The organism is Leptotrichia sp. oral taxon 417, from assembly GCF_013394865.1.
GTDB lineage: Bacteria > Fusobacteriota > Fusobacteriia > Fusobacteriales > Leptotrichiaceae > Leptotrichia > Leptotrichia wadei_A.
The window spans coordinates 1926633-1947119 of record NZ_JABXYV010000001.1 but is presented as its reverse complement, the minus strand read 5'-3'; the positions used below and the strand labels follow the sequence as shown (position 1 = coordinate 1947119).

Genomic DNA, 20487 nt, shown 5'->3' with positions numbered 1-20487 from the left:
AATTAAACCTCGATTTTTAATAATTTGTATTATTTTCAAATCATTTCTTCTAAAATTTTAATGTTTCCTATTAAAAACTTTTTTAATGTTGGAAGTTCATCAAAATAATTTATAATTTCTATTTTTTCATCATTATTTCTTGAGTTTTTAATGCTATTTAATATCTGATTTATATAACTTTTTCTATAATCACATAATTTATTTTCATTTAAATTTAAAATTTCAATTGTCTTTATTGCCTTCTCGTATTCAAGTCCAGTTTCTTTTTTTGGAATAATTTTACCTGTTCTTATACTATATGAAAAATATTCTTCTGGATTTTCTTCAACTGGATTTATAAATAATTTATTATCCCAAGTAGATTGTTTTTTATGCCCACATGTTTTGTTTTCTGAACAGGATGTTAAAAAATTTCTGTAATCAAAAGTGAGATTGGCAAATTTACTTTTTGGTTTTATATGTTCTATATGGCTTTTTTTATCTTCTTTTAAATCATTATCTTCAAAAAACAGTATCATTTCACAATAAGGACAGTAACTTTTATCTCCTATTTTTTGTTCATTTTTTAACATATAAGATTTTAACTCTGGTTTTATATGAAGATTCTCTGGTTTATTAAGAACATCCCAGTGTTTAGGATTTTTCTTTCTTTTGAACTCTGAAAAAAATTCTGGTTCATCCTTTTTATTTACTTTCAACATTTTTCAAACCTCGTTTTTTTCTAATTTGAATATCCATATCCATTAAAAGCAAATCCTCATCCTTATTACCTAATATTTCTCGTAATTTTTTATATTTAGTTTTAAATTCTTCACTCTCATATTCATTTTTATCCACTAACTCCCCAGCCTCTTCCAACAACTTAAACACTTTAGGATTTCTAGTAGTTTCCAAGCCCATAATATCCTTCAACACTCTATCCGTCGGCTGTCCATAAGAATCATACAACTCATCCCCAGTCCTAACCACAATTTTCCCTTCATCATCCTTATCCAGCAACATAATATTCTCTTTTCTCGCACTCCCCAAAATATGTGGCGAATGTGTTGCAATAATTATCTGATTATTTTTCCCAATTTTTCTATAGACATCAACAATTCTTTGTTGCCACTTCGGATGCAATGAAAGTTCTGGCTCGTCAATCAAAATAATAGAATTTTCAGGATTTAACATTCTTATAGCTAAAGTACGTAAAAATAACTGCTTTTCCCCAGAAGACAATTCATTTATATCAAATTTATCTCCTGAAGAATTTGTGAAAATCGGTATACTTTTTGCATTTTTAGAAATTCCTGAAATTTTTATATCTAAATCCAATATTTCAAAAATCTCATTTATTTCTTTGAATACAGCTGTCCTTATTTCTTGCATTGGAGTATCTTCCTGATCATTAGCCATTTCTATAATTTTTGTCGCTATGTAGGAAGGCACATCTTTTATTAATTCCGTATCTACAATGTTTAAAAACTTATATTCTCTAACTAACATAGGAGAAGCGATTTCTACTTTTTGAAAATTTGTCTCTGTTGGCACATAAATTATTTTGGGGAAAACTTTTAAATTTTCTTCAACAACCTTACGTCCTCTTTCAACATTATTTTCATCATTATAATAATTTAATATTAAGTACAACATGTTTGAATCATAACCTTGGTTTAGACAATTTTGTTCATCTGTTTCAAAAAATACCCCTGCTACATTTTTATTTTCTGTATGATTTACAATTTTTTGAAAATAATCTAATATACTTTCTAATATTCTAGTTTTCCCACTTCCATTTGAACCTGCTAAAACTACTAAATCTAACGGCTTATCATTTTTTTCAAAATTTATAGATATATCTCTCAATCCTTTAAATTCTTTTATATGAAGATTTTTGATTTTCATAAATTTTCATTCTCCTTTAAATCAAATGTCCTACTTCAAAGTAACTACCGTACACCCAACTCCCCCTTCATTCTGATTAGCATCCTTAAATTCTGCCACATATTTTGAAGTTCTTAAATATTCATGAATCTTCTTTCTTAAAACCATTGTTCCTTTTCCGTGAATTATATAGATTTCATGATACCCTGTGAGCATTGCTCTATCCATATAAGTTTCAAGTTCTGCGATTGCTTCATCGGCGTTCATTCCACGTAGGTCGATTTCTCCTCGGACTTGGGAAGTTCGTTTTAGTGAGGCGAAGTTTTTAAATTTATTTGTTTTTTTCTTTTGAATTTTTACAATGTCATCAGTTGATACAACCAGCTTTAATATTCCAGTTTGCACTTGAATGCGGTTATCTGGCATTAATTTCAAGATTTTTCCATTTTGATTCATTGTTTTTACAAGCACTTCTTCCCCAATGGCAAAATCTACATTTTGAGTGATAATTTTCTTTTCCTTTACATTTTTCTTTTTGTCTGTAATGAATGATTCACGTAGCATATTCAGGCTTCTTTGAGCATTTTTGGCATCTTCTTTTTTAGATTCCTCGCTGTTAATTTTGTCAATCAGATTTTTGGCTTTTGCCTGCATATTTTTCAGGTAATTGTCGGCTTCTTCGTAGGCACGTTTTATAATTTCATTTTTTTCATTTTCGAGTTTTACCATTTTTTGCTCGTAAATGTTTTTCTGTTTATCAAGTTCGGCTCTTGTTGCCTCCAATTGCGCATGCATCATTTCCAATTTATCATTTTTTTCCTTTATGGATTTTAACATTTCCTCAACTCGCTGATTATCTTCACTTATATAACTTTTTGCATTTTCAATAATTTCTTCGCTAATCCCATATTTTCTTGCAATTATAAGAGCGTTGCTTTCTCCAGGTATTCCTTCCAGTAATCTGTATGTTGGTGACAATGTTTCCACATTAAATTCCATTGAGGCGCTTTTAATTCCTGTTGTGTTAAAGGCATAGGCTTTTACTTCGCTGTAATGGGTTGTAATTATTGAAGTTACGTGCTTCTTGTTCAAATAATCAATGATTGCCATTGCAAAAGCCGCTCCTTCCATTGGGTCAGTTCCGCTTCCTAATTCATCCATTAATACAAGTGATTTACTGCTTGCATGTTCAATTATATCTTTTATTTTGCTAACATGCCCTGAAAATGAGGATAAATTTTGCTCCAGACTTTGTTCATCCCCAATATCCGCTAATACATTGTGAAAATATCCAACTTCAGTTTTTTCATTTGCGGGAATTGGAATACCAGATAGTGCCATAATTGTAAGAAGTCCAGCCACTTTCAATGTTACCGTTTTTCCACCAGTATTAGGTCCTGTTATAAGCATTATATTTTCAGGGTTTCCAAGCTCAAAATTAATTGGTACAACTGTATTTTCATCAATTAACGGATGTCTTGCCTCAACCAGTTTCAAATATTCCTTGTTAATAATTTTTGGAACGATACATTTTTTATTAACTGAATAAGTCGTTTTGGCATCAATAAAGTCCAGTCTTTCCAGAATTTCCTTGATTTCCAGAATTTCTTCCTTTTTAGTTTTTATAATTTCTGTAATTCTAAGCAATATTTTCCTGATTTCCTCACGTTCACGAGCTTCATATTCACGTAATTTATTATTCAACGAAACAATGTTTAAAGGTTCAATGTAAACTGTGCTTCCAGTTGCAGACCTATCGTGCTCTATCCCTTTTACAAGGCCTTTAAAATCAGTTTTTACAGCAATTACGTATCTGTCGTTTCTTTGGGTTACTATTCTTTCCTGAATTGCATTTTGTGTATTTTTATTGGAAATCAGCTCATCAAATTTTTCCTTGATATTCGCATTGATATTTTGTTTCTGTCTTCTGACATCTCGAAGTCCAATCGAAGCATCATCTTTTAAAATACCTTCATCATTAATTGCTTCTGAAATAAAATTTTCAATTTCCCTAACTTCCTCAACATCACTAAATAAATTCCAAATTGTCTTATATTTATCCCTCACATTTTTAGCCCGGCTTTTAGAAATCCTAAAAATTGTCAAATTCTTCTTCAAAGTCGCCAAATCCTCAACACTCAAATAAGATCCAATAATATCAATAGAATTCATCATTTTAGTAATATCCGCAAGCCCCGCAAGTTCCAGTCCGTCATCATACTTATAAAAGTCAATCATCTCCTTCATAAGCATAAGTTCCCTGTCTAAAATCGACTTTTCCTTTATAATGTCAATATCTAAAAACTTCTCCTTAGTCTTTTCCAATCTTGATAAATCAATAAGTTCATTAATTATTTTATAAAATTCCAATACATCATAATTTTTTTTCATTTTTCCTCTTTTCCAATATCATTAAATTATTTATCTAAAAAGCTATTTTTAACTAAATAATAGTTTTTTCAATTATATTTGTAATTTTTTTAACGCAAGAGCATTAGAGGCCATATTCTTACTTGACCTTTTTTACTAAAATTATAGCATATTTTTCAATAATTTAAAATTGCTATTTAACAAAAAGATAGTAAGAGCTTTCTACAAGCAGGAGATGAATTGCTTTTTTTTATTGAAAAAAGGATACATCCATGATATAATTTTTGTATAAAATATCGAAGAGAAGTTATAAATGTGAGTGCTGCGGAATTGAAATTGATAGAGATTACAATGCAGCATTGAATATAAGAGGTGTTAGAAAAGAAATGTTGAAATATTAGGAAATAAAAAAACAGGGCAGGGACTGCCCGAAGAGCTTGGTAAATATATTTGGCTAACAAAAGCAGATACTTCCCAAGAAGCTTCCGCTTCTAAAAGCGGGAGTAGTTCACAAATTAATTAAATATACAAAAGTACTACAAAAGAAAGAGAGTGTGAAATAAATGGATTTAAAGAATTTACCAATAACTCCTTTACCGTCAGTAAAACTGGATAAGCATCAGGAGGATCTGCTCCTTCATAATGAGCTGTTTTCCAATTTGCTTGGAGAAACGATTTTTAGGTATGCAGGATTGCATATTTATGAAGTTACTGAGAAGTTAAAGGAGGCTTCGAGTAAATATTATAAGACACAAAAACAAGAGGCTAGAAAAAATTTATCGTCTTTTTGTTCAGACCTTACTGATGTAGAAATTTTAAGAGTGATAAGAAGTTTCTCGATTTTTTCGGCTCTTGCCAATATTGCTGAAGATGTGTATCAAACTCATGAACAGCGATATGCAAAGATTTCCAATAAGCTGCAAATTGGGTCGCTTGAGAAATCATTAAAAAATTTGAAAAGTAAGGGAATTAGTCAAGATAAAATATTAAAGGCTATGGAAAAGGTTTCGATTGTTCCTGTATTGACAGCGCATCCGACTCAAGTACAAAGAAAAAGTATCTTGGATTTGACAAAAAAATTAACGGATATTCTGGATAAATATGAAAATGTAAAATTACATCAAATTGATGAAAATGAATGGCTAAATGACTTGAGCCGTGGTATTCAAATCTGGTGGCAAACTGCAATGCTGCGGGCTACAAAACTACGTGTTACAGATGAAATAAGCAATGCTTTAAGTTATTATAACATCACATTTTTCAATGAAGTTCCACGATTGATGAATAAATTTCAGGAAATTTCAAAAAAATTAGGAAATTCTGAAATGAAATCCCAAGCATTGATTCCACTTACAATGGGAATGTGGATTGGTGGAGACAGGGATGGAAATCCTTATGTTACAGTAAATACACTTGAAACATCGGCACAAGAGCAGGCTATCAAATTATTCCAGCACTATTTAGATGTAGTCCGTGAAATTTATAGGGATTTGTCAATGTCAATTGCCATGACAAATGTTACTAAAGAATTGCAAAAGTTAGCCGATGCTTCTGGAGAAGTTTCGCCTCACCGTACACGTGAGCCATACCGTCGTGCTTTAACAGCAATAACAGACAGATTGCTTGCCACAGCTTACAATTTGTGCGATTATAACTGTGATTTATTGCCTCCAAGAAGAAAAAATGGAATTGACATACCTTATAAATCAGCAAGCGAATTTACGAAAGACCTGGTAATTGTGGCAGAATCGCTTAAAAAGAACAATAGTGAGTTTTTGATACAAGGAAAATTAAATAATTTGATCAGCGCTACGAAAATATTTGGATTCCATCTTGCAACAATTGATTTAAGACAGGATTCAAGTGTTCATGAAGTGTGTGTTGCAGAACTTTTAAAAAGTGCAAATATTTTAGGAGATTATTTAAGTTTGTCAGAAGATGCAAGATGTGAAATTTTATTAAGGGAATTAGAGTATGATCCTAGAATTTTAAGTGATCCGACAATTCCGCAAAGTGAAACATTAGCTTCAGAACTTGCAATTTACAGAAAAGCAAAATCATTAAGAGATCGTTTTGGAGATAAGATCATTGAAAAAAATTTGATTTCCCATGCAACGAGTGTTTCGGATATGCTTGAAATAGCTATTTTATTAAAGGAAGCTAATCTTGCAAAAGGAAACGAAGGAAATGAATTTTGTGATTTGCAAATTGTGCCACTTTTTGAAACAGTTGAAGATTTAGTTGCAGCTCCTGATATTTTGAGAAAATGGTTTAATTTGCCATTAGTGAAAAAATGGATGGATAAAAAGGGAAGAAAACAGGAAGTTATGCTAGGATATTCAGACAGTAACAAAGATGGAGGATATCTAAGTTCAAGCTGGTCATTATATAAGGCGCAAAAGGAATTGACTGCAATTGGACGTGAATTTGATGTGGAAATTTCATTCTTCCATGGACGTGGCGGAACAGTCGGACGTGGTGGAGGTCCAAGTTACGAAGCCATTTTAGCGCAGCCTGAAGGAAGTACAGATGGAACAATCAGACTTACAGAACAAGGGGAAGTAATCGGTGCAAAATATGGAAATCCAGATTTAGGGTTGAAAAACTTGGAAGCATTAGTTTCAGCAGCCCTTGAATCAAGTGCATTGACAGTAGAAGATGCAAATTGGGAAGAATATGAAAAAATAATAGAAGATGTTTCAGAGTTGAGTTATCATGCTTATCGAGACTTAGTTTACAATACAGATGGATTTTCAGATTTCTTTTTTGAAGTTACTCCAATAAACTTCATTGCCGGGTTAAATATCGGTTCAAGACCATCTTCACGTAAGAAAACACAGTCATTAGAAAGTTTAAGAGCAATTCCGTGGGTATTTTCTTGGTCGCAAGCTAGAATAATGCTTCCAGGATGGTACGGTGTCGGAACAGCATTTACAAAATGGATTAACAATAATGACAAAAACTTGGAAATTTTACAGAAAATGTATAAGGAATGGCCATTTTTCCGTTCTACAATTTCAAATGTAGATATGGTTTTGTCAAAATCTGATTTATCAATTTTTTCTGAATATGTAAAATTAGCAAGTGATCAGGAAACTGCACAAAAAATCTTTAAGGAAATTGCAAAAGAATGGATTTTGACAATTGACGTTCTGAAAAAAATTACAGGAAACGACGTTTTACTTGCAGATAACCCAGAATTAGTAAGCAGTTTGCGAAACCGTCTGCCATATTTTGATTCAATGAATTATTTGCAAATTGAATTAATAAAACGTTCAAGAGCTGGAGATGATTCAGAAGAACTTAAAAAAGCCATCCACATTTCAATAAATGGACTTGCAACAGGACTTCGTAACAGTGGATAATTTTGTAAAAATTAAGTAATAAAGATATTTAAAAATAAAGAAACTATTTCTAGAATAAAAATTGGAATAGTTTCTTTTTTTGCAAAAAATAAATATTAATATTAAATTTCATTTAAAAAATTATACTTTATATTATGCTGACAAAAGCTCTTAATAATTTTCAAAAAAACTTATAACTATTCCACTAAAAATAGCATAAAATTAAAAAGTGAAAAAAAAAACTTGAGTTTTTTTAGAAAATAGAGTATTATTATAGTATAAATGGAATTATAAAATACATGCTTTATTTTAGGAGGAAAAATGGCAATAGTTAAGGATTTAGAGAGTTTGAAGGATCTTATTCAAAGGGTTAGAAAGGCTCAGGAGGAATTTGCAACATTTGATCAGGAAAGAGTCGATAAGATTTTTAGAAAAGTAGCTCAAAAAATGAATGATGAAAGAATTACACTGGCAAATTTGGCAGTGGCAGAAACTGGAATGGGAATTGTGGAAGATAAAGTTATAAAAAATCACTTTGCTTCTGAATATATTTACAATAAATACAAAGATGAAAAAACTTGTGGAGTTTTGGAAGATGACAGATCTTATGGAGTAAAAAAAATTGCAACTCCAATAGGAATTATCGCAGGAATTGTACCTACAACAAACCCAACTTCTACAGCAATGTTTAAAACATTAATTTCATTGAAAACAAGAAATGCAATAATATTTTCACCGCACCCAAGAGCAAAGCAGGCAACAATTGAAACAGCTAGAATTGCCTTGGAAACAGCAGTAAAATATGGAGCGCCAAAAGATATCATCGGATGGATTGATGAACCAAGCGTAGAATTGTCAAGAGAACTTATGGCAAATGCCGACTTGATACTTGCAACAGGTGGGCCTGGAATGGTTAAGGCCGCTTATTCATCTGGAACTCCTGCGATTGGAGTTGGAGCTGGAAATACGCCAGTTGTAATAGACAAATCAGCAGATATAAAAATGACGGCAAACTATATTTTAATGTCTAAAACATTTGATAATGGAGTAATTTGTGCAACAGAACAATCTGTAATTATAGACAAGGAAATTTATGACAAAGTTAAAAATGAGTTTTTAAATAGAGGAGCTTATATCTTAAATGAAGAGGAATTGGATAAAGTGAGGGAAGTATTATTTAAAAATGGAAGCCTGAATGCGGATATAGTTGGTAAAAGCGCCTATATTATCGCAAGTATGGCAGGATTTGAAATTCCAAAAAGTTCAAAAGTGCTAATTGGAGAAGTAACTTCAACTGGAATGGAAGAACCTTTTGCGCACGAAAAATTATCTCCAGTGCTTGCAATGTATAAGTCTGAAGATTTTGAAGATGGGCTTAGAAAAGCTGATGAATTGGTAAAACTTGGAGGATTGGGACATACTTCTTCATTGTATATCAATTTAGCAGAAAAAGAAAAAATAGATAAATTTGGAAGATTGATGAAAACAGGGCGTACATTAATTAATATGCCAGCTTCACTTGGAGCAATCGGAGATGTATTTAACTTTAAATTAGAGCCGTCATTAACACTTGGATGTGGTTCGTGGGGAGGAAATTCCGTGTCAGAAAACGTAGGAGTAAAACATTTGTTAAATGTAAAGACAATCGCAGAAAGAAGAGAAAATATGTTATGGTTCAGAGTTCCTGAAAAAGTTTATTTCAAATATGGTTCATTGCCAACTGCTTTGGAAGAATTAAAAGGAAAACATAAAAAAGCATTTATTGTAACAGATAAAGTATTAGCAGAATTAGGTTATGCAGAACATATTACAAAAGTATTAGACAGCTTGAATATTGATTACAGAATATTCTCTGAAGTAAAGGAAGATCCAACATTAAGTTCAGCTCAATCTGGTGCAAAGGCTATGCTTGAATATAATCCAGATGTTATTATAGCCCTTGGTGGAGGTTCTGCAATGGATGCCGCTAAAATTATGTGGGTACTATATGAACATCCAACATTAAGATTTAGAGATCTTGCAATGAGATTTATGGACATTAGAAAGAGAATCGTTGAATTCCCTGAAATGGGTAAAAAAGCTAAATTTATCGCAGTTGCAACTTCAGCAGGAACTGGTTCAGAAGTAACTCCATTTTCTGTAATTACAGATGATGAAACAGGAATTAAATATCCGCTTGCAGATTATGCATTGACACCAAATGTAGCAATTAACGATCCTGAACTTATGCTTACAATGCCAAAAGGACTTACAGTAGCTTCTGGAATTGATGTATTTACGCATGCGCTTGAATCTTATGTTTCAGTTATGGCGACAGAATACACAAAACCATATTCAAAAGAAGCGGCAAGACTTGTATTCAAATACTTGCCAGAATCAGTGGAATTAGGTGCAAGAGCAATTAAGGCAAAGGAAAAAATGGCAAATGCATCTTGTCTTGCTGGAATGGCTTTCGCAAATGCATTTTTAGGAATAAATCACTCGCTTGCACATAAACTTGGAGGAAAATTCCATATTCCTCACGGTATAGCAAATGCAATAATTCTTGAAGAAGTAATCCGTTATAATGCAGCTGAAGCTCCAACAAAAATGGGATTATTCCCGCAATACAGATATCCTGATGCAATGCAAAGATATGCTGAAATGGGAGAACATTTAGGATTTGGTGGAAATACTAAAGAAGAAAAGTTAGAAAATTTAATTAAAGGAATTAACGAATTAAATAAAAAAATTGGTATTCCTGCCACTATTAAAGAATGGGGAATCCCAGAAAAGGATTTCTTGGAAGCAGTAGATGAAATGTCGCTGGAAGCCTTTGATGACCAATGTACATCGGCTAACCCAAGATACCCATTGATAGAAGAATTAAGAGAAATTTACTTAAAATCTTACTATGGAAAAGAATGGGAAAACGAAAAGGAAAGAGTAGCAAAAATTTTAAATTTTTAATTAAAGAAGGGATTTTCTCAATTTGAGATTATCCCTTTTTAAAATTAATATTCATATTTTTTTTCATATCCTCTAGGTGTAATCATTTTTCCATTTTTTACATAAGTATTTGAATTTCCAATTAACACAATTGTAAGCATATTTATTTCAAAATCAAGCATATTTTCAAGTGTTGTAATTTCATATTCTTCGTTTTCACGTCCTGCATTTCTTACAATCGCAACTGGAGTATCTTTTGACTTATATTTTAGCATAATTTGCTGTGCTTTCACAATTTGTGTTGTTCGCCCTTTACTTTTTGGATTATATAAACTTACGATAAAATCACCTTGCGCTGCCAATTCTAGACGTCTTTTTATCAATTCCCAGTCTGTTAAAAGATTGCTTAGGCTAATTGTTACATAATCGTGCATAATTGGGGCTCCAACAATTGCGGCTGCGGCATTTGTCGCTGTAACTCCTGCGATTACTTCAACTTCTACATCATCATTTTCATCAATTACTTCATACATAATTCCAGCCATTCCATAAACTCCAGCATCTCCGCTACTAATCAAAGCTACATTTTTCCCATCTTTTGCAAGTTCTAAGACTTCTATACATCTGTCAACTTCCTTCATCATACTGGAACTTTTAATTTCAGTACTTGGAAAATATTTTTTAACCAAATCAGTATAGGTTTTATATCCTACGATAATGTCGCTATTTTCCATCGCTTCATAAGCCTTAAAAGTCATATCTGCCTTTTTTCCAGGTCCAATTCCTACTACATAAATTTTTCCGTTTTTACTCATTCTATCTCCTTGTTTTTATTTTTATTTACAGCTTAAAAAGAAAGTCAAGAATAAATCCTAACTTTCTTATCTTCATATTTTTTATTTATAAATTAATTTTTTAAAGCCTGAATTGGAGGCGCTACTTTTCCACCACGGTTTATTAATACTGAACAATCTAAATTATTTATATTTATTATATCAGCTTCTCCAAGAAGTCCGCCAAATACCACTCTATCTCCAGCTTTTTTACCTGGAACTGGGATTACTCTGACTGCAGTAGTTTTTGTATTTACCATTCCAATTGCCATTTCATCAGCTATTATTCCAGAAATTACAGCTTCTGAAGTATCTCCTGGAATAGCGATCATATCAAGTCCAACAGAGCATACACAAGTCATTGCTTCTAATTTTTCAAGTGTTAAATAACCTTTACTTGTAGCTTCTATCATTCCCTGATCTTCACTTACTGGGATAAATGCTCCTGTTAAGCCTCCAACACGAGTTGCAGCCATTGCTCCGCCTTTTTTCACAGCATCATTTAATATTGCAAGTGCAAGTGTTGTTCCATAAGCTCCAACTGATTCTAATCCAAATTCTTCCAGAACATTTCCAACACTGTCTCCCACAGCTGGAGTCGGTGCAAGTGATAAATCGATTATTCCAAATTCAACTCCAAGTCTTTCGGCAACTTCCTTTCCGATTAGTTCTCCCATTCTTGTAATTTTGAAACTTACTTTTTTAATTGCTTCTGTTATTTCATCAATTTTTGCAGTTTTTGAAATATTTGCAAGTGTATGTCTTACAACTCCAGGTCCGCTGATCCCGACATTTAGCACAACATCTGGATTTTCCACTCCGTGAAATGCTCCTGCCATAAATGGATTGTCAGGAACTGCATTTGTAAATACAACAAATTTTGCTGCCGCTAATCCATCATTATCCTTTGAAAGTTCAGCCAAGTCTTTTACAGTTTTTCCCATCATTTTTACTGCATCCAAATTAATTCCAGATTTTGTAGAACCTACGTTTACAGATGAGCAGACTCTGTCAGTTTCTGAAAGAGCTTTTGGAATGCTGTTTATAAGATTAATATCGCCTTTTGTAAAGCCTTTGTCAACAAGAGCTGAAAACCCTCCAATAAAGTCAATTCCAATTTCCTTTGCCGCTTTATCAAGAGCTTTTGCAAAAATTGTGTAATCTTGTGCATCTGTTGCATTTCCAATTATTGAAATTGGAGTAACTGAAACTCTTTTGTTTATGATTGGCATATTGTATTTGCTTGCCACTTCATTGGCGATTTTTACCAAGTCTTTTCCATTTTTTATAATTTTGTTATAGATATTTTCTGCTGTTTTTTCTGCACTTGCGTTAATGCAGTCAAGCAGGCTTATTCCCATTGTTACAGTTCTTACATCAAGATGCTGCATTTCAACCATATCTATCGTTTCCAGTATCTCATCAGGTAATAAATTCATTTTTTCCTCCTAAGTTTTAATAACAAACTATATTCTGTGCATAGTTTTAAAAATATTTTCATGTTGCAGGAAAACTCTTACGCCTATTTTATCTTCAAAAACTTTAAATTCTTCTTGAAGTTTTTTAATATCTGTATTTTTAGGCGCTTCTACAAGCATAATCATCGCAAAAATATCATCTTCAAAAACCTTTTGCGTAATATCGATAATATTTAAACTCAATTCACTTAATTTTGTTGAAACATTTGCAACAATTCCTGTTTTATCCGCTCCAATAACTGTAATAACAATTCTGTCGTTCATTTTCAGTCCTCCATTTTCAAATTTAAATTTTTTATATTTATATGTTAAATTATCGCATAATTTTAGATATTTAGCAAGCAGAAAATTTATTGATATTTATTTTGTAAAGTGATATAATTTGTCATACTTATGGCTATGCATAAAATAGATGATTGTAAAAATAAAAGTGATAGAATATAAAGGAAAATTCAAATTTTAACAAAACTTTTTAAACTTTTACAAATTATAAATTATTAAATCACATAGATGCAAGGAGGAAAATAAAAATGAAATTTTGGGATTTTTTCAAAAAGTTTTTAATATTTACAGGAAAAGAAATATATTCATTTTTTTTAAAACTTTCATTGTCAATACTAATAATTTTTATTATCGGAATGTCAATAATTGCTATTGTCAGTTCAAAAAATAAAAATGAAAATGCGAAAAAAAGCTATGAATATATACTTTTCAATGTTTCTGACGTTACTGAGGATAAAGTTATAGGCTCAGATTTTCTTTCAGATAGAGAAAATTTATCCTATATGGATGTTTTAAATAGTTTGGATGATATAAAGAAAAATAATCAGGTAAAAGGAGTTATCATTGCTTTAGATACAGTAAATCTGTCATCTGCAAAAGTGGAGGAATTATCAAAGAAATTTGAAGAATTGAAGGCAAATAATAAAAAAATATATGCTTTTGGAGCTTATATTACAAATGCCAATTATAAATTAGCTTCCATTGCAAATGAAGTTGTAATGATTCCATCTGCTTCAGCAAGTTTGGATTTGACAGGTTATCATTATTCAGATATGTATTATAAAGGTCTTTTTGATAAGCTAGGAGTAAATATGGAAGTTGTCCGTATTGGAAATTACAAGTCTTATGGGGAAAATTATACTGGAAATGAGATGACTCCTGAATTACGTTCTGAACTTACAAGAATCTTGGAAAATAGATATGGCAAATTTATTGAAGATATTTCTAAAAATCGTAAAATTGACAAGAATACGCTAAATGATGATATTGTGAATGGAAATGATACTAATTTGACACCATTTGCCGCACGTGATAAAAATTTAGTTGACAAGCTGGAACAATTTTCTGATTTTACAAAACGTTTGAATATTCGTGAAGACAATGTTGCAGATATTACTGACTATTATGAAAAAAGGGTAAAGGATGAAAAAATCGGAAATCCTAGAAATGGTACTATTGCTGTAATTTATGCCGAAGGTTCGATTATGTATGATCCAGATGGAGCTACAGAAGGTGTCATAACTCCAGACAATATTTTAGAAAAAGTTGAAAAGGCAATGAAAACTAAAAATTTAAGAGGTATCGTGCTTCGTGTAAATTCAGGCGGAGGTTCAGCTCTAGCTTCTGAAGTAATCTATCAGGAATTGACAAAGTTAAATATTCCAATTTATGTTTCAATGTCAGATACTGCAGCTTCTGGAGGTTACTACATCTCAATGGCAGGAAATAAGGTATTTGCCAACAGTGCCACAATTACAGGCTCAATCGGCGTAGTTTCAATGATTCCGAAATTCTACAATGCACAAGAAAAATTTGGAGTTCATTCAAATTCAATATCAAAGGGTAAATATTCAGACATTAATGATAGTTTTGCACCATTATCTCAAGAATCTCGTGATAAAATCACCCAATCAATGCAGGAAACATACAGCGAATTTAAGTCACGTGTTTCTAAAAGCCGTAAAATTGATGAAAATACTCTTGAAAATTATGCACAAGGTAAAATATGGCTTGGTGATGAAGCTAAAAATATAAATTTAGTTGATGGAATTGCAAGTCTTGATGAGGTTATAAAAATAATGGCAAGAGATTTGGGATTACGTAATAATTATGCTGTGGAAAATATTTATTTGGAAGAAGATCTTTCTAAAAAGTTAAAAGCTCTTACAAAAATGATTGCTGAAAAATTCAGTTTATCTGCACAACTTCAAAAAAATATTCCACAAGCCAAAAATGCATTCAATGAATATGATTTCGCAGTGCAGAATCAAAACAAACCATTATATTATTTAACATATAAATTGAATCTATATTAATAAGTAAATTTAAGCGAAGCGAAAAAAAGAATAGTATTTTAAAGTAGCTTCGTTTTTTTATTTTATAATCGAACTCATTTAAAATAAAGCTATTAAAGCAGCTATTAAAGATTATATAAATTTAAGTTTTGAGTGAAATAATTATAGTTTTCAAGTTCAGTTTTAAGACAGTTTTACTGTATTTATCTTTTTTTATTTTTTGGTGAAAGGAGCATTTTATGAATAAAAAAACAATTTTTAAATTAATCAAGGAATATTTTTTAATCGGATTAGGAACTCTTTTTCTTGCAATGGGATTGCAGTTTTTCTTTTTCCCAAATAAAATAGCAAGTGGAGGAGTAACAGGGCTAGCCCTGGTTATAAACAGCTTATTCGGCTTTCCCACAGGGCTTTTTGTCGCTATTAGCAATTTAATTTTATTCGCTTTAGCTTTTATTGTAATTAGCGGACAATTTGGATTTAAGAGCATTTATGCAACTGTGCTTTTATCTTTTTTTCTTTCTTTTTTTGAAAAATTTTATCCCAATTACACTATTACTAAAGACATATTTCTAGCCACAGTTTTTGGAAGTGCAATTTGTGCCTTAGGAATAACAATTATTTATTTATATGAGTCTTCCACAGGCGGAACTTCAATAATTGCGAGAATTATTAACAAGTATTGCCACATTGGCTATGGAATGTCCAGCTTCATTGTTGACGCTATCGTTACTCTTTTGGCGATTTTTGCATTTGGTGTGGAATTGGGGCTTGTGGGACTGTTAAGTGTTTATGTGACAGGATTCATTACAGATAAATTTATAGAGGGATTTAATTCACGTAAACAGATTATGATTATTACTTCCAATAAGGATGTTGTGTTAAATTATATTTTAAGGGACTTTGATAGGGGATGTACGATTTTAAAGGGAGTTGGAGGATATTCTGGAGCTGAAAAGGATATTTTGCTTACAATTATTGAGAGAAGGCAGTTTATACAGCTAAGAAAATTTTTAAAGGCACATGATCCTACTGCTTTTGTTACAGTTACAGATACTACAAAAGTCTTTGGTGAAGGATTTGACCAGCTGCATTAGCGTTGAAAAAAAGAATTTTGAAATAAAATCAAAGGTTATAAAATAAAATGGTGAACTACTCTCGCTTTTAGAAGCGGGAGCTTCTTGGGAAGTACCTGCTTTTACTAGCCAAATATATTTACCAAGCTCTTCGGACAGTCCCTGCCCTGTTTTCTTTTACTTTCTTAATATTTCAACATTGATTTTCCAATATTTTTTATATTTAATGCCGCATTATAATCTCTATCAATTTCAATCCCACAGCACTCACATTTATAACTTCTTTCCGATAATTTCAGTTCCTCTTTAACGTTTCCACATTTATTACAAGTTTTTGACGATGGAAACCACTTATCTATCTTCAAAAATTGTTTCCCTAAAAACATCAACTTATACTCAAGCATTTTCAAAAACATTTCCCATCCATTATCTCCTACACTTTTTCCAAAATTTAATGCCTGACTCATCCCTTTCATATTCAAATCCTCAACAACCACAGCATTATATTCTTCAGACAATTTTTTCGATAATTTATGCAAAAAATCTCTTCGACAATTTTTGATATACTCATGCAATTTTGATATTTTCGCTTTTTGCTTATACCAATTTTTAGAAAATTTCACTTTTCTTGACAATGATTTCTGTAATTTTTTCAATTTTTTCTCCAGCATTCTAAAATATTTTGGATAATCAGCCCTTTGGTTTTCAGAACTGACAAATAATTCAGACATTGAAAAATCAAGTCCAATCACTTTATCATTACTTGACATTTTTTGAATTTCTTTTTCAAATTCTGTCAAAACAGAAACATAATAATTTCCATTGCTGTTTGTCAATGTTACCGACTTTATTTTATAATCCTTTGGTATTTCTCTATGATATTTCAATTTTACTTTTTTCAATTTTGGCAAAATCAAATATTTACCTTTCTCAATTCGTATCGAATTATTCACACAATTTGTCGTATAACTTTTAACATTATTCTTTTTAGATTTAAACCTTGGAAATTTTGCCCTCTTTTGAAAGAAATTCATAAACGATCGTTTTACATTCAATTGAGCATTTGAAAGTGCCAAACTGTCTACTTCTTTTAAAAATTGATTTTCACTTTTCAAACTGGCAGGTGTAATTATTTTATTTTTTCCAGTTTCTTCATAAATTTTATTAGCGATACACAAAATCGTATTGTAAACAAAACGAACACATCCAAAAGTCTTATTTATCAATAATTCCTGCTCCTTATTTGGATAAATTCTGTATTTGAATGCTAAATTATATTTCATAAAATTACACCTCCTTTTGATTTTGAATATTATTTCTAATTATTCCTTTAGAAATTTTATTATTTATAACTTCTCTTCGATATTTTATACAAAAATTATATCATGGATGTATCCTTTTTTCAATAAAAAAAAAGCAATTCATCTCCCACTTGTAGAAGTTGGAGACTTCTTGCTATCTTTTTGTTAAAAAATATTTGACAAATTTCTATTTTATGATATAATGTAACTAAGAAATAATTGTAATCATTTCAAATTAAAAATAATAATATTAATAATTAGGAGGAAATTATGTCACTAATAGGAAAAAAAATTGAAAACTTTACAGCACAAGCTTACCAAAATGAAGAATTTAGAGAAGTAAGTTTTGAAAAGGACTTTTTAGGAAAATGGAATGTTGTGGTTTTTTACCCAGCTGATTTCACTTTCGTATGTCCTACAGAATTGGAAGATTTGGAAGATCATAGGGAAGAATTGGAAAAAATAGGATTTAATGTTTATTCAGTAAGTACTGATACTCATTTTACACACAAGGCTTGGCACGATCACTCTGAAGCAATCGGAAAAGTTAAATTTACAATGATCGGAGATCCAACAAAAGCTATTTCAAGAGAATTTGAAGTATTAAATGAAGAAAGCGGACTTGCCTACAGAGGAACATTTATTATAAATCCAGAAGGAAAAATCGTTGCTTATGAAGTAAATGACGAAGGAATCGGAAGAGATGCCTCAGAACTTGTAAGAAGAGCAAAAGCTGCAAAATTCGTAGCTGATAATCCAGGGTTAGTTTGTCCAGCAAAATGGAAAGAAGGAGAAGCTACTTTAAAACCAGGATTAGATCTAGTAGGTAAAATCTAAAAATTTTATGATAATTATAAAAAAATAAATTGTAAAAAATTACTTAGAAGGAGGGAAAATGGCTTTATTAGATAGTAATATTGTAGAGCAGTTAAAAGGTTATTTTGATAAAATCAGCACAAATATTGAATTAGCTGCATTTTTAGATGATAGTGAAAAATCAAAGGAATTAGATAGTTTTTTACAGGAAGTTGATGCAATTTCTGAAAAAGTAAACTATGTGAAAAAATCGTTTGAAAATGATAAGGCTGATTTGGATAAAGCGAATATCACTCGTCCAATATCTTTTACACTTTTAAAGGATGGAGAAAATACTGGAATTAATTTTTCAGGAATTCCTGGCGGACACGAGTTTAACAGCTTTATTCTGGCAATTTTAGGATTGGCTGGACTTGGGAAAAAGTTAGAAGGAGATCAGCTTTCAAAAGTTGAATCTGTTAATAAGCCTTTAAATGTTGAGACGTTTGTTTCATTATCTTGTACACATTGTCCAGATGTAGTTCAAGCTTTAAATCTTATTTCAACATACAATAAGAATATTACAGTAACAATGGTTGACAGTGCAGTATTCTTTGAAGAAGCGAAGGAAAAGGATATTCAGGCAGTACCAGTTGTATTTATAAATGGAGAGCAAAAATCAGTTGGTGCTAAAACTATTGAAGAGTTGATAAATCTTATTGTTAATGCCTAAAATAAGATTAAAGAATCAAAATTGGTTTATCTGAAAGAATAGAATTTTTAAAAAGAGAAAATAAAAAACTTGTGAAATCATAAAACTAAAAATGTACCAATAGACTTAATGTTTAAAGGTACATTTTTTTATAAAAAAAATTGAAAAAAGGATATGCTTATGATACAATTTTTGTATAAAATATCGAATAGAAATAATTAAAAATAATATTCAAAATCAAAAGGAGGTGTAATTTTATGAAATATAATTTAGCATTCAAATACAGAATTTATCCAAATAAAGAGCAGGAATTATTGATAAATAAGACTTTTGGATGTGTTCGCTTTGTTTACAATATGATTTTGTATACTACGAATAAATTTTATGAAGAAACTGGAAAAAATAAAATAATTACACCTGCCAGTTTGAAGAGTGAAAATCAATTTCTAAAAGAAGTAGACAGTCTAGCACTTTCAAATGCTCAATTGAATGTAAAACGATCGTTTACGAATTTTTTTCAGAAGAGAGCGAAATTTCCAAGGTTCAAATCTAAAAAGAATAATGTTAAAAGTTATACAACAAATTGTGTGAATAATTCGATACGAATTGAGGAGAATAAATATTTGGTCTTGCCAAAATTGAAAAGAATAAAATTAAAATATCATAGAGAAATACCAAAGAATTATAGAATAAAGTCGGTAACATTGACAAATAGTAATGGAAATTACTATGTTTCTATTTTGACAGAATTTGAAAAAGAAATTCAAAAAATGCCAAGTAATGATAAAGTGATTGGACTTGATTTTTCAATGTCTGAATTATTTGTCAGCTCTGAAAACCAAAGGGCTGATTATCCAAGATATTTTAGGATGTTGGAAGAAGAATTGAAAAAATTACAGAAATCATTATCGAGAAAAGTAAAATTTTCTAAAAATTGGTATAAGCAAAAAGCGAAAATATCAAAGTTATATGAGTATATTAAAAATTGTCGAAAAGATTTTCTGCATAAATTATCAAAAAAATTGTCTGAAGCGTATAATGCTGTGGTTGTTGAGGATTTGAATATGAAAGGGATGAGCCAGTCATTAAATTTTGGTAAAAGTGTAGGAGATAATGGATGGGGAATGTTTTTGAGGATGCTTGAGTATAAACTGATGTTTTTAGGGAAACAATTTTTGAAGATAGATAAATGGTTTCCGTCATCGAAAACATGTAGTAAATGTGGAAATATTAAAGAGGAACTGAAATTATCAGAAAGAAGTTATAAATGTGAGTGCTGTGGGATTGAAATTGATAGAGATTACAATGCGGCATTGAATATAAAAAACATTGGAAAATTGATGTTGGAATATTAGGAAAATAAAAAAAACAGGGTAGGAACTACCCGAAGAGCTTGGTAAATATATTTGGCTAACAAAAACAGATACTTCCCAAGAAGCTCCCGCTTCTAAAAGCGGGAGTAGTTCACTAAATTAAAGAGACTTAAT

The 20487-nt window shown here is 30.9% G+C and carries 14 protein-coding genes and 1 pseudogene; 8 read left to right on the top strand and 7 right to left on the bottom strand.

Annotated elements, in window-relative coordinates:
* Window positions 1-35 precede the first annotated feature (35 nt).
* From HW276_RS08875 to HW276_RS08865, 3 genes are read right to left on the bottom strand one after another with little or no spacing between them, the layout of a single operon-like run.
* On the bottom strand, window positions 36-701 hold the full coding sequence (locus HW276_RS08875; RefSeq protein ID WP_178938194.1) for a retron system putative HNH endonuclease: 666 nt from the start codon (window positions 699-701) through the stop codon (window positions 36-38).
* A complete protein-coding gene (locus HW276_RS08870; protein WP_178938193.1) occupies window positions 685-1887 on the bottom strand; it encodes an AAA family ATPase in 1203 nt (400 codons plus the stop codon). Before HW276_RS08870 ends, HW276_RS08875 begins: the two co-directional genes overlap by 17 nt.
* A 30-nt stretch (window positions 1888-1917) precedes the next feature.
* Window positions 1918-4257, bottom strand: coding sequence for an endonuclease MutS2 (locus HW276_RS08865; RefSeq protein WP_178938192.1), 2340 nt, complete (start codon window positions 4255-4257; stop codon window positions 1918-1920).
* Window positions 4258-4526: 269 nt separating this feature from the next.
* Here HW276_RS08865 and HW276_RS08860 point away from each other — a divergent pair.
* The 3 genes and pseudogenes from HW276_RS08860 to adhE all read left to right on the top strand — a co-directional run.
* A pseudogene (locus tag HW276_RS08860) lies at window positions 4527-4637 on the top strand (zinc ribbon domain-containing protein); the annotation flags it as partial.
* A gap of 162 nt (window positions 4638-4799) precedes the next feature.
* Window positions 4800-7601, top strand: coding sequence for a phosphoenolpyruvate carboxylase (gene ppc / locus HW276_RS08855; RefSeq protein WP_178938190.1), 2802 nt, complete (start codon window positions 4800-4802; stop codon window positions 7599-7601).
* Window positions 7602-7901: 300 nt separating this feature from the next.
* Window positions 7902-10529, top strand: coding sequence for a bifunctional acetaldehyde-CoA/alcohol dehydrogenase (gene adhE / locus HW276_RS08850; RefSeq protein WP_178938189.1), 2628 nt, complete (start codon window positions 7902-7904; stop codon window positions 10527-10529).
* A 44-nt stretch (window positions 10530-10573) separates the two neighbouring features.
* Here the strand turns inward: adhE and cobJ are convergent, their stop codons facing one another.
* The 3 genes from cobJ to HW276_RS08835 all read right to left on the bottom strand — a co-directional run bounded on the left by cobJ (window position 10574) and on the right by HW276_RS08835 (window position 13083).
* Window positions 10574-11323, bottom strand: coding sequence for a precorrin-3B C(17)-methyltransferase (cobJ, locus tag HW276_RS08845; RefSeq protein WP_178938188.1), 750 nt, complete (start codon window positions 11321-11323; stop codon window positions 10574-10576).
* A gap of 92 nt (window positions 11324-11415) precedes the next feature.
* Window positions 11416-12780 (bottom strand): PFL family protein, encoded by a 1365-nt coding sequence (locus HW276_RS08840; protein ID WP_147004203.1) that lies wholly within the window; start codon window positions 12778-12780, stop codon window positions 11416-11418.
* A gap of 27 nt (window positions 12781-12807) precedes the next feature.
* Window positions 12808-13083 (bottom strand): ACT domain-containing protein, encoded by a 276-nt coding sequence (locus tag HW276_RS08835; protein WP_178938187.1) that lies wholly within the window; start codon window positions 13081-13083, stop codon window positions 12808-12810.
* Between the two features lie 266 nt (window positions 13084-13349).
* Between HW276_RS08835 and sppA the strand changes: the two genes are divergently transcribed.
* Together sppA and HW276_RS08825 are read left to right on the top strand one after the other, a co-directional pair.
* Entirely contained in the window at window positions 13350-15137 is a 1788-nt protein-coding gene (gene sppA, locus HW276_RS08830) for a signal peptide peptidase SppA (protein ID WP_178938186.1), read from the top strand.
* Window positions 15138-15355: 218 nt separating this feature from the next.
* Window positions 15356-16213, top strand: coding sequence for a YitT family protein (locus HW276_RS08825; RefSeq protein ID WP_178938185.1), 858 nt, complete (start codon window positions 15356-15358; stop codon window positions 16211-16213).
* A gap of 164 nt (window positions 16214-16377) precedes the next feature.
* Here HW276_RS08825 and HW276_RS08820 read toward each other — a convergent pair whose 3' ends face one another.
* A complete protein-coding gene (locus HW276_RS08820; RefSeq protein WP_178938184.1) occupies window positions 16378-17475 on the bottom strand; it encodes an RNA-guided endonuclease TnpB family protein in 1098 nt (365 codons plus the stop codon).
* A 288-nt stretch (window positions 17476-17763) separates the two neighbouring features.
* Between HW276_RS08820 and ahpC the strand changes: the two genes are divergently transcribed.
* From ahpC to HW276_RS08805, 3 genes are all read left to right on the top strand, one after another.
* Window positions 17764-18330 (top strand): alkyl hydroperoxide reductase subunit C, encoded by a 567-nt coding sequence (gene ahpC, locus HW276_RS08815; RefSeq protein ID WP_147004199.1) that lies wholly within the window; start codon window positions 17764-17766, stop codon window positions 18328-18330.
* 58 nt (window positions 18331-18388) lie between these two features.
* The gene (locus HW276_RS08810) at window positions 18389-19021 is read left to right on the top strand and encodes a thioredoxin family protein (RefSeq protein ID WP_010128384.1); all 633 of its coding nucleotides are present in this window, start codon (window positions 18389-18391) and stop codon (window positions 19019-19021) included.
* Window positions 19022-19257: 236 nt separating this feature from the next.
* Window positions 19258-20355, top strand: coding sequence for an RNA-guided endonuclease TnpB family protein (locus HW276_RS08805; protein WP_178938183.1), 1098 nt, complete (start codon window positions 19258-19260; stop codon window positions 20353-20355).
* The last annotated feature ends 132 nt before the right edge of the window (window positions 20356-20487 follow it).

Coding starts and splice junctions, on each gene's coding strand:
- HW276_RS08820 (WP_178938184.1), bottom strand. CDS start 17,475: ATGAAATATAATTTAGCATTCAAATACAGAATTTATCCAAATAAGGAG.
- HW276_RS08840 (WP_147004203.1), bottom strand. CDS start 12,780: ATGAATTTATTACCTGATGAGATACTGGAAACGATAGATATGGTTGAA.
- HW276_RS08805 (WP_178938183.1), top strand. CDS start 19,258: ATGAAATATAATTTAGCATTCAAATACAGAATTTATCCAAATAAAGAG.
- HW276_RS08835 (WP_178938187.1), bottom strand. CDS start 13,083: ATGAACGACAGAATTGTTATTACAGTTATTGGAGCGGATAAAACAGGA.
- HW276_RS08875 (WP_178938194.1), bottom strand. CDS start 701: ATGTTGAAAGTAAATAAAAAGGATGAACCAGAATTTTTTTCAGAGTTC.
- ahpC (WP_147004199.1), top strand. CDS start 17,764: ATGTCACTAATAGGAAAAAAAATTGAAAACTTTACAGCACAAGCTTAC.
- adhE (WP_178938189.1), top strand. CDS start 7,902: ATGGCAATAGTTAAGGATTTAGAGAGTTTGAAGGATCTTATTCAAAGG.
- sppA (WP_178938186.1), top strand. CDS start 13,350: ATGAAATTTTGGGATTTTTTCAAAAAGTTTTTAATATTTACAGGAAAA.
- HW276_RS08810 (WP_010128384.1), top strand. CDS start 18,389: ATGGCTTTATTAGATAGTAATATTGTAGAGCAGTTAAAAGGTTATTTT.
- HW276_RS08865 (WP_178938192.1), bottom strand. CDS start 4,257: ATGAAAAAAAATTATGATGTATTGGAATTTTATAAAATAATTAATGAA.
- cobJ (WP_178938188.1), bottom strand. CDS start 11,323: ATGAGTAAAAACGGAAAAATTTATGTAGTAGGAATTGGACCTGGAAAA.
- HW276_RS08825 (WP_178938185.1), top strand. CDS start 15,356: ATGAATAAAAAAACAATTTTTAAATTAATCAAGGAATATTTTTTAATC.
- ppc (WP_178938190.1), top strand. CDS start 4,800: ATGGATTTAAAGAATTTACCAATAACTCCTTTACCGTCAGTAAAACTG.
- HW276_RS08870 (WP_178938193.1), bottom strand. CDS start 1,887: ATGAAAATCAAAAATCTTCATATAAAAGAATTTAAAGGATTGAGAGAT.